The organism is Sedimenticola hydrogenitrophicus (assembly GCF_029017505.1).
GTDB classification, from domain to species: Bacteria; Pseudomonadota; Gammaproteobacteria; order Chromatiales; family Chromatiaceae; genus Sedimenticola; species Sedimenticola hydrogenitrophicus_A.
Genome location: NZ_JAQGEI010000041.1, coordinates 1 through 14,702, shown reverse-complemented (window position 1 = coordinate 14,702; position 14,702 = coordinate 1). Strand labels below are relative to the sequence as shown.

Annotated in this window: 9 protein-coding genes; 2 read left to right on the top strand and 7 right to left on the bottom strand. The window is 60.8% G+C overall.

Features of this window, described 5'->3' with window-relative positions; translation table 11 throughout:
• Positions 1–17: 17 nt before the first annotated feature.
• On the bottom strand, positions 18–2,318 hold the full coding sequence (gene nosZ / locus O9K64_RS20210) for a Sec-dependent nitrous-oxide reductase (RefSeq protein ID WP_275099916.1): 2,301 nt from the start codon (positions 2,316–2,318) through the stop codon (positions 18–20).
• A gap of 800 nt (positions 2,319–3,118) precedes the next feature.
• A complete protein-coding gene (locus O9K64_RS20205; RefSeq protein WP_275099915.1) occupies positions 3,119–3,433 on the bottom strand; it encodes a c-type cytochrome in 315 nt (104 codons plus the stop codon).
• A 539-nt stretch (positions 3,434–3,972) separates the two neighbouring features.
• On the opposite strand from O9K64_RS20205, the gene rapA reads away from it, so the two are divergent.
• Positions 3,973–6,870, top strand: coding sequence for an RNA polymerase-associated protein RapA (gene rapA / locus O9K64_RS20200; RefSeq protein WP_275099914.1), 2,898 nt, complete (start codon positions 3,973–3,975; stop codon positions 6,868–6,870).
• Between the two features lie 191 nt (positions 6,871–7,061).
• Here the strand turns inward: rapA and O9K64_RS20195 are convergent, their stop codons facing one another.
• Entirely contained in the window at positions 7,062–9,203 is a 2,142-nt protein-coding gene (locus O9K64_RS20195) for a bifunctional diguanylate cyclase/phosphodiesterase (protein WP_275099913.1), read from the bottom strand.
• A 463-nt stretch (positions 9,204–9,666) separates the two neighbouring features.
• Positions 9,667–11,031, bottom strand: coding sequence for a deoxyguanosinetriphosphate triphosphohydrolase (locus O9K64_RS20190; protein ID WP_335342325.1), 1,365 nt, complete (start codon positions 11,029–11,031; stop codon positions 9,667–9,669).
• 410 nt (positions 11,032–11,441) lie between these two features.
• Between O9K64_RS20190 and O9K64_RS20185 the strand changes: the two genes are divergently transcribed.
• Complete coding sequence (locus O9K64_RS20185) at positions 11,442–12,104, top strand: protein-L-isoaspartate O-methyltransferase family protein (RefSeq protein WP_275099912.1); 663 nt, start codon at positions 11,442–11,444, stop codon at positions 12,102–12,104.
• A gap of 110 nt (positions 12,105–12,214) precedes the next feature.
• On the opposite strand, the gene O9K64_RS20180 is transcribed toward O9K64_RS20185, so the two are convergent.
• From O9K64_RS20180 to waaA, 3 genes are all read right to left on the bottom strand, one after another.
• The gene (locus O9K64_RS20180; RefSeq protein ID WP_275099911.1) at positions 12,215–12,733 is read right to left on the bottom strand and encodes an REP-associated tyrosine transposase; all 519 of its coding nucleotides are present in this window, start codon (positions 12,731–12,733) and stop codon (positions 12,215–12,217) included.
• 163 nt (positions 12,734–12,896) lie between these two features.
• Positions 12,897–13,169 (bottom strand): ComEA family DNA-binding protein, encoded by a 273-nt coding sequence (locus O9K64_RS20175; RefSeq protein ID WP_275099910.1) that lies wholly within the window; start codon positions 13,167–13,169, stop codon positions 12,897–12,899.
• A 117-nt stretch (positions 13,170–13,286) separates the two neighbouring features.
• On the bottom strand, positions 13,287–14,558 hold the full coding sequence (waaA, locus tag O9K64_RS20170; RefSeq protein ID WP_275099909.1) for a lipid IV(A) 3-deoxy-D-manno-octulosonic acid transferase: 1,272 nt from the start codon (positions 14,556–14,558) through the stop codon (positions 13,287–13,289).
• Positions 14,559–14,702: the final 144 nt, after the last annotated feature.

Genomic DNA, 14,702 nt, shown 5'->3' with positions numbered 1-14,702 from the left:
CCTAAGCCTGGTACAGACTATTTGGTTTCCACCTTAACAGCACCGTGCTGCTCAAGATAGGTCTTGGCACGCAGACCCATATCGGCAGTCTTCACCTGATACTGCCACCACTGACCGGCCCAGAGTGTTGCATTCTGGAAGTCACCCTTGGCAGCAAAGCCTTCGGCCTTTTTCTTCGCCTCATCGGCGAATCCAAGCTGCTCGGTGGCATCCTCAACCAGGGCCACAACCGGCGGGAAGTCCTTGAAGTTGTGGCTGGTGATGAAGGCGACCACGGAATCGATCACGGCCTGGGTCTCGACGTTGGTCTTGACCTGCTTTTCGTAATCGGCCTTTGTGTACTGCTCACCTTCCACCATGGTGCCAGCCTTGGCCTGGTAGCCTTTCGGCGTGACCAGCAGGTAACCCTGCATCTCCAGGTGGAGCGCGGAGCAGAACTCGGTGCAGTAGTACGGGAAGACACCGGCCTTCTCCGCGGTAAAGGTGTAAGAGACGGTCTTGCCCGGCTCGATCGACAGGTTCACGCTCTGGCCATAGAGTGCGAAACCGTGCGTCTCGTCCTGGGCACGCTCCAGGTTGGTGAGGTGGATGGAGACGGTGTCGCCCTCTTCCACTTCAATGATCTCCGGCGTGATGTGCGAACGGATCACCGTACCGTAGACATGGGTTACACCATCCTCCTTGACCACTTTCTCACGACCGGCGCGGGTCCGGTAGGGAGAGCGTTCGTCGGCGCGGCTGTTCCAGCCGGACTGGTAGCGCACGACCGGTTTCAGCTTGTCGGCCTTGATCGCGACGGCATAGTGCGGTTCGCCCAGGGGCAGCGGCATATCGTAGAGCAGCTGCATCTTGTCACCGCTGATATCGATCAACTGGTGGTTCTGCGGATGCAGCGGACCCACGGGGTTGAAGCGATCGATCGCCAGCTTGTTCAGCGAAACCAGATACTTGCCGTCCGGAGAGACTGAGTCACCTTCCATCGCCAGCAAGTGACCGATGTTGTAGTGGATGTGCAGTTGATCCAGCACCTTGCCTTCACAGTAGTCCCACTTGGTAACCATGGAGTCCACGTAGATGGAGGTGTAAACGGTACATTTCTTGGCGTCATACTGGGTATGCAGCGGACCGAGACCCACGGCAACCTGGGTATGCAAGGCATCCTTCAGGGCGATGATGGGTATGCCGTAGGGATCCTGTCCCTCGAACTTCTTGGCGGCGATGGCCTTCTGGATTTTCTCCCAGCTATACACCCAGGCATGGCTGTCCAGCTTGCCGGAGACGATGATGTGGGTACCCTCCGGGTTGACGTCAACACCGTGCGGGCTCTTGGGCTCGGGTACCAGATAGAGCAGCTCTTCCTTGATCGCCTGGGCCATCGGAATCATGTAAGAGCCGTTGAGCTTTTCCACCTTGCCGGCGGCAACCAGTTCGGCCGCCTTTTTCCAGTTGGTGATGTGCAGGAAGTCGGTATCCTTCTGGGAGCAGCCAGCCTCGAACGGCGGACGCCCTTTCTCGATACCGCCGACATAGCGCTCGGAACAGAACGAGTTGGTGAAGCCCCAGCCGTAGGAGGCATTCTTACCCGCGTCGGAGAGATCCTGGCTGTAGGGCGGCAGCTCGAAGGTGAACGACTGATCCGGCTGCAGACGTCCCTTCTTGTCGTCAAATTTCCAGTAAGTCAGACCACCGCGGTACTTTTCGTTGAATTCCGAAAGCGGCACGAAGTCCTTGCTGTAGGGCGCGGCATACTGGGTAGCCTCCATGACATATTCGGTGTTCGGGGTAACGAAGGCACCGCCGTGCTCGGACTTGAAGAACGGGTTGACCACGATCTGCTTGGTCTCGAAGTCGTGCAGATCGATCACCGCCAGCCGCGGGTTGGCCTTGTCGTTGATGAACAGGAAGCGGCCGTTGTACTCACCCTCGGTCTCGGAGAACGCGGGATGATGGGTATCACCCCAAGTGATGTCCTTGCCGTTGATGCGCCCCTGTGCCAGTACTGCCTTTGACTCGTCATCGAAGCCGTAACCCTGCCAGGGTTCCGGGGTAAATACGCCGATATATTTCAGGATACGCATGGACGGGATGCCGTATACGATCACCTGACCGCTCTGTCCACCGGAGGCGAAAACGAGATACTCGTCACGGCCGCCGGTGGGGGTGTAGGTCTTGGCCGCGGCCAGCAGATCTTTCTGCGTCAGGCCGCGAGCCTTCATGACATCTTCGAGCGACGCCTGAGAATATGCACTTGACGTTGCGCCCAGCCCCATCGCCAGGCCCAGCATCAGCGACAATGCTCGCTTATTGTTCACTTTCATGAGACACGTCTCCGTTTTAGGACTTTATTCTTGCGCTAGACTGCGCTTTTGTTGAAATAGCAGCGGCATGTTGCGCCGTAGTAGGGGCGAAATCATTGATCAAAGTCAATCAAGAAGGCATATGCCAAGAAGATTGTGGCAAATAACACAAAAGTAGCCTTCGCCTCTGACATTTATCAGCTCGCTGTTTTTCAGTGAATTTCAGAATGGGTGCGAAGTTGATGCGGGGTGAGGAGTAGTATAGGGATGTGCCGTTTACGGACCTCTTTTACGAACCACGGATCCACACGGATGGACACAGATGGGCCACCCCGCAGTCAGATGTAGGGTGGATAAGCCGGTAGACGCATCCACCAATGCTTTGTCCAGGGATGGACTTATGCCGTGGAGGCCATGGATGGCCGGGAGCGGCCGCAGTGAGGAGTGGTACATGGCTGTACCGTTTACGGACCTGAGGAGGGCATGCGATGTCGCTTATCCACCCTGCAAACTTACCAATGGTATCGATGGGTTGCGTCGCGCCTCCCCCACCCATCCTCGCTGAAGTCGTGATCGGGCCGGTTGTATCCGTTCCAGCGCCGGCGTTGATCTGCCGGATGTAGGGGCAGGTCCCCGTGCCTGCCCGGATCGGGCACCATACCGTTCCAAGGGCAACCACGGGGGGTTGCCCCTACGGGTTATCTTGAAACAGAGCGGCCTTCGCGGCATAAATCCATCCCTGGACAAAAAAACGCCGGGGCGAGCCCGGCGTTTTTTATACTGCGTTCACCGGCGCCGCGAGGCGCCCGATCATTGGGGGATCATTGAGCGGCCAGCCACTCCGCGATCGCCTGCATCTCCTCATCGGAGACACCCATGACGATGCCTTTCATGGCGGCGGTCTGGCCGTTGTTACGGGCACCGCTCTTGATGTCCTTCATCTGGTTCAGCGCGTACTGGGCATTCTGCCCGGCCAGTTTCGGATAGGCCGGCATGATCGGGGTCTTGGCATCAGCCCCGTGGCAGGCGGCGCAGCCCTTGGAAGTGTAGAGTGCCGCACCATCAGCCGCAACGGCGTTACCAGCAAGACCCAGTGAGAGCAGGGCAGCGCCTGCGAGCATAGCAATGGTTTTCATCTTGTACAGTACCTTTGTCAGTTGAGTATACCCGACCCGGCGAACTCGATACCCTTCGGTCTCTTATCCAGGGGCCGCATGGAAAAGCAGGCATCTATACTATCATTTTCACATAGCTGTCAATCCATAAACTTTCCATGGTTAGATCCAGGCCGGACCTCGCCCCCTGGAGAACCACGGATTCACACCGATAAACACAGATTCAGGATTCTGATCTCCTATCTGTGTGAATCTGTGTCCATCTGTGGTTCCTTTTAATCGGACCTGAATGGCACTTACTTAAGCCAAGAACCACCGTCATCCCGGCGCAGGCCGGGATCCAGACTGCTTAATGGTGCGGTATTCCTGGATTCCGGCCTGCGCCGGAATGACGAAAATCCTGCAATTCGCCTTAAGTAAGTGCCATTCTAATCGGACCTGGATAGTTAAACAGCTGTTGAAGGCCATATTTAGAATTGCTAAATCCCTGCCGGACGAATAGAAAATCGTCCCCGATGGGCGTATCCTTCCGCCCTCGAAAAACACGGACCGAATCCGCCATGGCAGAACACGACTTCATCCCGGGACAGCGCTGGATCAGCGATACCGAACCTGAACTGGGCCTTGGCATGGTGACGGGAACCACGGGCCGCACTCTGACCCTGCGCTTCACTGCGGCCGCCGAGTCCAGGACCTATGCCGCCGACAACGCGCCGCTGACCCGGGTGCGGTTCCAGGTCGGCGATACCATCGAATCCGACCAGGGCTGGGACCTGACGGTGGAGTCGGTAGCGCAGCGCGGTGGCCTGCTGACCTACGCCGGTACCTGTTCTGGGACAGGCAAGAGCGGCCAGGCAGCCAGGCTCGGTGAACAGTCAATCAGTGCCTTCATGCAGTTCAACCGTCCGCAGGCGCGGCTGTTCGCCGGCCAGCCGGACGGCAACATCTGGTTCGAGTTGCGCAAGGCCACGCTGCTCCAGCAACAGTCGCTGAAACAGTCCGATCTGATCGGCCTGGGCGGCGCCCGTACCGAACTGCTGCCCCATCAGCTCTATATCGCCCATGAGGCGAGCCGCCGGCTCGCCCCGCGGATACTGCTTGCGGACGAGGTGGGGCTGGGAAAGACCATCGAGGCGTGCCTGATCCTGCATGCCCAGCTGCTCACTGAAAGGGCGCACCGCGCCCTCATCGTGGTGCCGCCGCCGTTGCTGCATCAATGGCTGGTGGAGCTGTTGCGCCGGTTTAACCTCAACTTCAGCCTGTTTGACGAGCCGCGCTGTGCGGAGATCGAGGCGTCGATCAACGGCGAGAATCCTTTTCTCACCGAACAGCTGGTGCTCTGCGGCCTGGATCTGTTCACCGGCTCACCGCAGCGGCTGACCCAGGCCCTCGCGGGCGAGTGGGATATGCTGATTGTGGACGAGGCCCACCACCTTGTGTGGCATGAAGCGAACCCCAGCCCGGCGTATCAGGCCATCGAGTCGCTGGCGGGCCGCATCCCGGGGGTGTTGCTGCTGACCGCAACCCCGGAACAGCTGGGCCGCGACGGGCACTTCGCCCGCCTGCGGCTGCTCGACCCGGACCGCTTTCCCAGCCTGGCGCAGTTTCGGCAGGAGCAGGCCCACTACCGGTCCATCGCCGATGCCGCCGCCGGCCTGATCGCCGACACACCGCTCTCCGTAGCGGATGCCGCACGTCTGCTGGAGACGCTGGGGGAGGCGCAGGCCGCCCCGCTGCTTGCGGAGATCCGGGAGCCGGATGGGACACCCGCACGACAACGCCAGGCCAGGGATCGATTGACCGAGCTGCTGCTCGATCGCCACGGCACCGGCCGGGGCATGTTCCGTAATACCCGCGAGCGGATCAAGGGTTTTGCTCCGCGGATATTCCACGCTTATCCACTCGACTTGCCGGCCCGTTACCGGTCCGCCGAACAGGCCGCTGCAGCGCCCTCGCGGCAGTTGCAACCGGAGCACGGGTTGCGCGGCAAGTCCGGCGCCGAGTGGTGGCGCCACGACCCGCGGGTCGACTGGCTGATCACCCTGCTGAAGCGCTATCGGGGCGAGAAACTGCTGCTGATCTGCGCCCACGCCGGCACCGCGATGGACCTGGAACAGGCGCTGAGGATCCGTGAAGGCATGCATGCCGCCCTGTTTCACGAGGGGATGAGCATCATCGAACGCGACCGGGCGGCGGCCTGGTTTGCCGATCACGAACAGGGCTGCCAGATCCTGCTCTGTTCGGAGATCGGCAGCGAGGGGCGTAACTTTCAATTTGCCCATCACCTGATCCTGTTCGACCTGCCCGAGAACCCGGACCTGCTGGAACAGCGCATCGGCCGGCTGGACCGCATCGGCCAGAAGCGTCAGATCGAGCTGCACGCCCCCTATTTCCGGGACAGCGCCCAGGAGGTGCTGCTGCGCTGGTATCACGAGGGGCTCAACGCCTTCGTGCACACCTGCCAGGCGGGACAACAGCTGCTGGAGCAGCTGGGTCCCGCCCTGCACCAAGCCTACGCAACCCACCCGGACAACCCGGCCGATCTGGAGCGGCTGCTGACACGGACACGTCAACTGCACGCACAGATCGGCGCGGCATTGAAAAACGGCCGCGACCACCTGCTGGAATTGAATTCGTGTCGGGAAAAAGATGCCGACCGGCTGGTGCAGCAGCTCGCCCTGATCGACCGCACATCGGCGTTGGGCGATTACATGGACCAGCTGTTCGCCGCCTATGGGGTGGAGGCGGAGCCCCACTCCAGCGAGAGCCTGGTGATCCGTCCCGGTCAGCATATGCTGACCGAGCACTTCCCCCACCTGCCACAAGAAGGGACGACCCTGACCTATGACCGGGGCACTGCGCTGACCCATGAGCAGTGGCTGTTTCTCACCTGGGAGCACCCCATGGTGCACGACGCCATGGACATGCTCCTGGAGAGCGGACGCGGCAACTGTGCCGCCATGGGCATACGCCATCCGGCCGTGCCTTCGGGAACGCTGGCGCTGGAGATGCTGTTCGTGCTCGAATGCCCCGCCCCCGGCGTGTTGCAGGCGGCGCGTTTCCTGCCCCCCACGCTGCTGCGCACGGTGGTCGACCAGCGCCTGGCCGAGCGCGGCGACGCCGTCGCCGATACCGGCCTTGAATCGGCCCTGCACACCCTGCCCAAGCCGGTCATCCACAAGATCGTCACCCCGTTGCGCAAGCCGATCCAGGCGATGATCACCCAGGGCGAGCAAAACATGGCCGGCCAGGCCAGGCAACGGCTGCGCCAGGCGGAGACGATGATGAACGATTACTATGCCGAAGAGATCGATCGCCTCGATGCCCTGCACCGGGTCAATCCCTATATCCGCCAGGCAGACATCGATCTGCTGCGCGCACACCAGAGCGAACTGAACAGTCACCTGGCGGCCTCGCGGGTGCGGCTCGACGCCATCCGCCTGCTGATCGGACTGTAGAAAAGTATCTGCCGCCGGGAAGGTAAACTCGACGAAAATTGCTCCTGCCGGCTCCTGTTGGTGGATGCGCTGTCGCTTATCCCCCCTACATCCGGTCAACGATCACTTTTGTAGGGTGGATAAGCCGGTAGGCGCATCCACCATTTGCCTGACCACATAGCCCGGAGGCTGGCGATCAGGCAACAAACACCTCACTTTCCCAGCAGCAGCCGGCCCGCCTGATCGGTCAGCGGCATCGGCCGGGCGATGCCGTAGCCCTGGGCAAAATCCACACCGATACCCCGCAACAGACCCAGCACCTGGTCATTCTCCACAAACTCGGCAATGGTCTTGAGCCCCATCACCTGGCCGATCTGATTGATCGCCTGGACCATGGCGCGGTCGATCGGATCGGTGGCCAGATCGCGAATAAAGGCACCGTCTATTTTCAGAAAATCGACCGGCAGATTTTTCAGATAGGCGAACGATGAGAGGCCGCTGCCGAAATCATCCAGGGAGAAGAGGCAGCCGGCCTGCTTCAGGGTGCGGATAAAATAACTGGCCGAGGCCAGGTTGGCGATGGCGGCGGTTTCGGTGATCTCGAAACTGATCATCCCCGGTGGAATCCTGAACTCAACCAGCTTTTCGCCGATATAGGTCAGGGTGTCTTCATCATTCACCGAACCGCCGGAGAGGTTGATGGCGAAACAGTAGCCCCCCAGCACCAGGGTCTCATGCTCACGCCCGATCAGATTGAACAGCTGGTTGACCACCCAGCGATCGATCCTCGGCATCAGGCCGAACCGCTCGGCCGCCGGGATGAACTTGTTCGGCGGCACCAATGCACCCGCCTCATCGCGCATCCGGATCAGCACCTCGCAATGACCGGTGTGCGCCGAACGCTGGTCGATCGGCACGATCGGCTGCACATAGAGACAGAACCGATCCTCTTCCAGGGCACTGTGGATGCGGGCCACCCAATGCATCTCACCCTGGCGCTGGGCCGCTTCACCGGCATCCGGGCGGTACACATGCACCTGGTTGCGACCACCATCCTTGGCGGCATAACAGGCAGTGTCCGCCGCGCTCAATACCTGCTCGGCGCGCTCGCTCTCCGCGGTAATGGCGACCACCCCGATGCTGACCCCGATAGCGTAGGCCTTGTCATCCCAGGCAAAGCGCAGATCCATGATCGCCTGGCGCATCTTGTTGGCGATGCGCAACACAACGGCTTCCGAACAATCGACCAGGAGCACACCGAATTCATCACCGCCCAGACGCGCCAGGGTATCGCCGGTGCGGATATGCTGCGAAAGCCGGGTGGCGATCTGCCGCAACAGCTCGTCGCCCGCCACATGCCCGCAGGTGTCGTTGACGATCTTGAACTGATCCAGATCGAGATAGAGCATGCCATGGATGCGCCCGGTCGCCATGGCATCCCGCAACAGGTCATCCAGGCGGTCGTCGAAACTGCCCCGGTTGACCAGACCGGTCAGGGTATCGTGCGACGCCTGCCAGCTGACCTGGGCCGCCAGGCTGCGGGCGTGGCTGACATCGCGGAACACCAGGACGACGCCATGAATATTCTTCTGCTCATCGCAGATCGGCGCCAGCGACGCTTCCACGGCGATGCCGATACCATCCCGGTGCACCAGGATCAACTCCTGACGCTGGCCACCAGCCAGGGTACCGGTCGCCAGGCAACGCTCGATGGCGCCGTGCAACAGCGCGGCCCCCTCGTCCATCACCTGAAACACCCGCGCCAGCGGCAATCCCATGGCGGCCGTGAGTCGCCAGCCGGTCAACTTTTCCGCCACCACGTTCATATAACTGATGTTGCGATGCAGGTCCGTGGTGATCACGGCATCGGCGATGGCGGAAAGGATGGAGAGGGTGGCCAGTTCCGCCCCCGATTTCGCCCCCGGCTGCTCCGCCATCCGCGGCGGCAGGGAAGCTTCACCCGGGAGATCGCCCTGATCAAACACCTGCACCAGTACATGGTGAGATTTGGCCAACAGGGGCTTGACGATGACCATCTGATGGGCGCCCCCGGCCGCCCTCCGGGGAAGCGGCAACACGGCGGTACCCGACGCGGCGTGCAACACCGTCGAGTCCCCCTGCGATCCGGCGGCATCGATCGCCTGCTCAAGCGTGGAGCCGGAAACCTCGGGCAGCAGATCCGCCAGGAGACGACCCAGCGCGGACGCCACGCCGATACCCGAGGCGGTTACCATCCAGCGATTCCAGTTGACGATGCGGCCGTCCGCCCCCAGCACGAACAAACCGATACTGCACTGATCCAGCACCACGGGCGCCAGATCAATTTTATCATCCAGGTTATTGTTATCGGTCATCCACTACTCTGCAGAACTCGAGTTCGCACACCCGGCCGTACCGCCCCCTGCCCCATCGGCAACCACGCAGGGTGGAAGCGCATGGGACATTACCGGGGCGGAAACGGCGCTTGGTGTTCGTTAGGGTGATTGTTTGCGGATGTAGCGACCGGGGCATCCGGTTCTTTAAGCCATCCCGACGTACAGGTTCGAAAATCAGACGGGGTACACATTATGAAAAAAATCCGCCGCTCCCCCTTGAAAAAGGCCCTGTCCTGGTTATTTGTTGGTGTTGATTTATTTTGGTGAATCACTTGTAGGAGCGCCTCTGGCGCGAAGGCTTTTCGCGGCAAAGCCGCTCCTTGGTCGAGGCAGCCGCGGTAGCCGTAGGTCGCGTTAGCCGAAGGCGTAACCCGACAGCCGGAACGCGCTACAGCCAGGCCAGCCGCCGACCCAGCGGACGAAGCATTCACGGGATGGCTGCTTAAGCATTGGGCAAGGAGATGCCGGTAAGCTTCTTATACAGGGAGACCGCATAGGAGTCGGTCATGCCGGCGACGAAATCGGTCAGCCGCAGCAGCCGGGTGTAGACGTTGGGCGAGGGGACGCGCTCCGGGCCGATGAACTGCTCCGGTATCAGACGCGAGATCATGCGGCTTTTCGCCGAGGCCTGTTCACCCTGTTCCGCCAGGTCGTCCAGCACCTGGATGAAACGCTCCAACAGATCGCCGATCACCTGGAAACCGGCGGCCTGGATCTCCACCACCTCGGTCGCCTGGTAGATACGCTCCTTGGCCACCTCGATCAGCCGGTCCATGGCGGCCCGCCGGGGGAACTGATGCAGCAGCGGCTCGTCAAACCGGCCGCCCAGGATGGCCTCCTCGTTATCCAGGAAACAGTCCATCGCCTGACTGATCGCCTCGTTGATCACCTTGGCGCGGAGAAACTCCACCTTGCCCTTGCTGTCGCGGATGGCCTGCATCCGCTGGCGCGGTTTTTCCGGCTCGCGGAGGATGTCCAGATAGAGCCCCATCACCTCGTCAAAGGTGAAATACCCGAGCCGGAACCCGTCCTCGATATCGATCACCCGATAGCTGATGTCATCCGCCGCCTCCACCAGGAAGGCCAGCGGGTGCCGGCACCAGACGGCACGGGAACCGTCCCGCCGGATCAGCCCGACCTGGGCCGCGATCGCTTCAAAGGCCGCACGATCCTCGACAAAAAAGCCCTGCTTCCTGGCGCTGACCCCGGGATAACGGCCACCCCCCAGACAGGACTCCCGGGGATACTTGGTGAAGGCCGCCAGGGTGGCGCAGGTCAGCTGCAGGCCGCCCGGATTGTCCGGATTCTGTAGCCGGGTGAGGATACGGAAGCCCTGGGCGTTGCCCTCGAAGCTGGTGAAATCCTCCCGCTCACTGTCCTGCAGCATGGCGACCCGGCGCTGGCCGTAGGGGGCGTCATTGGCCCAACTGCGGAAGGCGTCTTCCCCGGAGTGGCCGAACGGCGGATTGCCGATGTCATGGCCGAGACAGGCGGCGGCGCAGATATCACCGAAATCGGAGGCCTCGAAGCCATTCAGACCCCGGCGTGCGATCACCTGCTCCCCCACCTGGGTGCCCAGTGAGCGGCCGATGCTGGATGCTTCCAGGCTGTGGGTCAGGCGGGTGCGGATATAGTCCACCCGGGAGAGCGGGAACACCTGGGTCTTGTCCTGCATGCGGCGGAACGCGGAGGAGAAGACAATGCGGTCAAAGTCACGCTGAAAATCGGTCCGGGCCGTCGTCCCCCCCTGGGCTAGATCACTCCCGAGGCGGCTACGGGAGAGCAGTTGATTCCAGTGCATGGTCATGAGTACCTCAACCGGTGAAAACGGACGCGTGCGCAAGGCGCGGAGCGGATAGCTCTATCCTACCAGACCCGAATGGCACTTACTTAAGCCAAAAACCACCGTCATCCCGGCGCAGGCCGGGATCCAGACTGCTTAATGGTGGCGGTATTCCTGGATTATTCGCTTCGCTCACCCTTCGGGCCGACTTTCAGTCGTTCAACGCGCTTCGCGCTTTTGTCCGGCCTGCGCCGGAATAACGAAAATCCTGCAATTCGCCTTAAGTAAGTGCCATTCTTACCAGACCCGACTTGGTGAATAACAGAAAACAGTTACATGGCAGCGGCTTAGCATGTCAGACTTGCCTGATCAACCTAAACTGAGTAGGCTTGTCGCCCTCGACACCTTTTCAACCCGAGTGCCAGGTAAATCAGATGATCGTCTCAAGCTACGAAAAAGCCCGTTTCAACATGGTTGAGCAACAAGTGCGCCCGTGGGAGGTTCTCGATCCCAAGGTACTGAACCTGATCGGCGAAATGCCGCGGGATCGCTTCGTGCCCGACAGCTACAAAGGGCTGGCCTACGCGGATATCGAGATCCCCCTGGGTGACGGCCAGAAGATGATGTTCCCACGGGTTGAGGGGCGGCTGCTGCAGGCGCTGGACATCCAGCCCGCCGACAACATCCTGGAGGTCGGCACCGGTAGCGGCTACCTAACCGCCTGCCTGGCCAAGCTGGGCAACAAGGTGATCAGCCAGGAGATCAACCCGGCCTACACCGAACAGGCACGGCAGCGGCTGGCGGAACTGGAGATCGACAATGTCGAGCTGCGCACCACCGACAGCCTGAGCGACGACATCGAGAGCGGCCGCTTCGACGCCATCGCCGTGACCGGCTCCCTGCCGGAGATGCCGGAGGCGTTCAAGCAGCGCCTGAACATCGGCGGCCGGCTGTTCGTGGTGATTGGCCAGAGCCCGGCCATGACTGCCTTCCTGGTGACCCGCACCAGCGAAAACGAATGGCACAGCGAGGCACTGTTCGAGACCGATATCGCCCCGCTGACCAACGCACCGGTGATTCGTAAGTTCGTATTTTAGATCGGGGAAGGTGGATGCGCTGTCGCTTATCCACCCTACATTTAAGCATTTCTGTAGGGTGGATAAGCCGGTAGGCGCATCCACCATTTCGATGCAACAAACCCCATTTATCATTCACAATCCATACTTGTGATACTCGCCGGTTCACTGGCACCCCAGGACGCTTCATACCACCCCCTGCTGGTAGCGCCGCCGAAAGACGACCACCGCCAATCCCCGGGGCGTTTCACCAACCCATGTTTCACCGGGTTGTAATGAATATAATCCACATGCCTGCGCCAATCCTCCCCATCACGTATAGCGTGCTCCCAGAATCTTCGCTGCCACAGCATTCGCTCATTGCGGGTATTGGTGATTGTACGAATGCGACGTGACGTGGCTTTCTTTATTTCCCGCCAACGGGAAGAGTAGTCGGCATCGCTTTCCGGCATACGCCAGATACAGTGCAGGTGTTCAGGCAGGACGACCATCGCATCGATTGCGAATGGACGGGCTGCCATGACCTTGCGGAAGGCTTGCCTGAGCACCTCAACATGTTCTTCATTAGTAAATACCGGGACGCGATGATGAGTAACAACGGTAAAAAAGTATGTGCCACCGGGAACATAAGCTCGACGATAATTGCTCATACCGGCTCCCTGTTGGTGGATGCGCCTACCGGCTTATCCACCCTACGAAATGCTACAAAATGCTCGGATGTAGGGTGGATAAGCGACAGCGCATCCACCGTTTACCTGAATCATAAAAAAAGGGCGCCCATTACCTGGGCGCCCTTGCTTGCCAATAACCGAACTACTTTTCCGAATCACCAATCAGGATATTTTCCCGGTTGGCCGCGACGGTCTTCTCGCCAATCCCCTTGACCATGGCCAGGTCGTCGGCGGACTTGAACGCACCATTCGCGGTTCGATACGCCACAATGGCCTGGGCCTTGGAATCACCAATCCCCTTCAACTCGGTGGCGATCTGCTCGGCGGTGGCGGTATTGATATTCACCGGCCCGGCAAAACCACTGACGCAGGCCAGCAGCAACGCGGTTGTGACAAACAATTTAAGACACTTCATTGATACGCTCCTTGTAATATGGATCCACGAAAGAAATGACATCCTAGTCATTTAAGGGATCCTGATATAGAGACATTTGGTATAGCGAGAGTAAGAATTTTCCGATTAACCGGCCAGTCAAATCCCCCTTATCGTCAGATAGCCGCGAATAATATCAAACAGCCGCTCCAGCGCCCCGCGATTGGCCTCGACCACCCGCAGGCCGTTCTCGCCGAAGCGCGCCCGCAGGCTGGCATCGGCGAGCCAGCTGGTCACCACCTGCGCCAGGGCAGCGGCGCTGGTCACCTCGAGCGCCGCACCCTCGGCCAGCAGCATGCGGCTGATCATGGCGAAGTTGAACATGTGTGGACCGAACACCACCGGCAGCCCCAGGGCGGCCGGCTCCAGCACATTGTGCCCGCCGGTCGGCACCAGACTGCCACCGACAAAGGCGACGTCCGCCGCAGCCAGAAACAGGGTCAGTTCACCCATGGTGTCGCCCAGCAGCACCCGGGTCCCCGGACCACAGGCCTCACCGGTCGAGCGACGCGCCGCTACGAAGCCCTCGCGCTGACACAGCAGTGCCACCCTGTCGAAGCGTTCCGGGTGGCGCGGAACCAGCACCAGCAGCGCCTCGGGCAACGCCCGCAGCACCTTGCGGTGAGCATCCAGAACCTGTTCATCCTCGCCTTCCCGGGTGCTGGCCGCCACCCAGACCGGACGACCATCCCAGGTGCGTCGCATCGCCTCCGCCTGCTCCCGCAGACTCGCCGGCAGGCGTATATCAAACTTGATGCTGCCGGTGACGCGCACCCGATCAGATGGCAGCCCCAGGCCGAGAAAGCGCTCCGCATCCGCCGGCGACTGGGCGGCCACCAGACCGATACGGCCGAAGGTCTCCCGGGTAAAGGGACCCAGTCGCGCATAGCCCCTGGCGGAGCGTTCCGACAGGCGGGCGTTGGCCAAGACGGTCGGTATGGATTGGCGCTCGCACAGCGCCAGCAGGTTGGGCCACACCTCGGTCTCCATCATCACCAGCAGCCGGGGCTGCAGGGTCTTGAGAAACCCGTTGATGGCGAACGGCAGGTCATAGGGGAAATAGGTATGAATCACCGAATCACCAAACAGCCTTTTCACCCGGTCGGAACCGGTGGGTGTGGTGGTGGTGAGCACAATCGGCAGGTCGGGGAACTGTTTCTGCAGCCGTCGCACCAGCGGTTCGGCCGCCTGGGTCTCGCCCACCGAAACCGTGTGCAGCCACAGGCAGCCCTTGACCATGGGCGTGGACAGCCTGCCGAAGCGTTCCGGAATGCGCCTGCGGTAATCCGGATTCTTCAGGCTGCGCCAGTAGAGGCGAGCCAGTACCAGTGGCAGGCTGAGATAGAGAATGAAGGTGTAGAGCGGTCTCATGGGTCCGGCTGCTGAGGGATGATTGAGTTGCGAGGGGAAGATACTAAGCGATAGTCGCAACAACATCCACCAGGCTGCCCAGTTAGACGACCTTGATCATTAGCCACGGAAGCACACAGAAGACACGGAAAATTACAACTTTTA

Bases quoted from the DNA above. Each gene is read 5' to 3' on its own strand.
- rapA (WP_275099914.1), top strand. From the start codon at position 3,973: ATGGCAGAACACGACTTCATCCCGGGACAGCGCTGGATCAGCGATACC.
- O9K64_RS20205 (WP_275099915.1), bottom strand. From the start codon at position 3,433: ATGAAAACCATTGCTATGCTCGCAGGCGCTGCCCTGCTCTCACTGGGT.
- O9K64_RS20195 (WP_275099913.1), bottom strand. From the start codon at position 9,203: ATGACCGATAACAATAACCTGGATGATAAAATTGATCTGGCGCCCGTG.
- waaA (WP_275099909.1), bottom strand. From the start codon at position 14,558: ATGAGACCGCTCTACACCTTCATTCTCTATCTCAGCCTGCCACTGGTA.
- O9K64_RS20190 (WP_335342325.1), bottom strand. From the start codon at position 11,031: ATGACCATGCACTGGAATCAACTGCTCTCCCGTAGCCGCCTCGGGAGT.
- O9K64_RS20185 (WP_275099912.1), top strand. From the start codon at position 11,442: ATGATCGTCTCAAGCTACGAAAAAGCCCGTTTCAACATGGTTGAGCAA.
- nosZ (WP_275099916.1), bottom strand. From the start codon at position 2,318: ATGAAAGTGAACAATAAGCGAGCATTGTCGCTGATGCTGGGCCTGGCG.
- O9K64_RS20175 (WP_275099910.1), bottom strand. From the start codon at position 13,169: ATGAAGTGTCTTAAATTGTTTGTCACAACCGCGTTGCTGCTGGCCTGC.
- O9K64_RS20180 (WP_275099911.1), bottom strand. From the start codon at position 12,733: ATGAGCAATTATCGTCGAGCTTATGTTCCCGGTGGCACATACTTTTTT.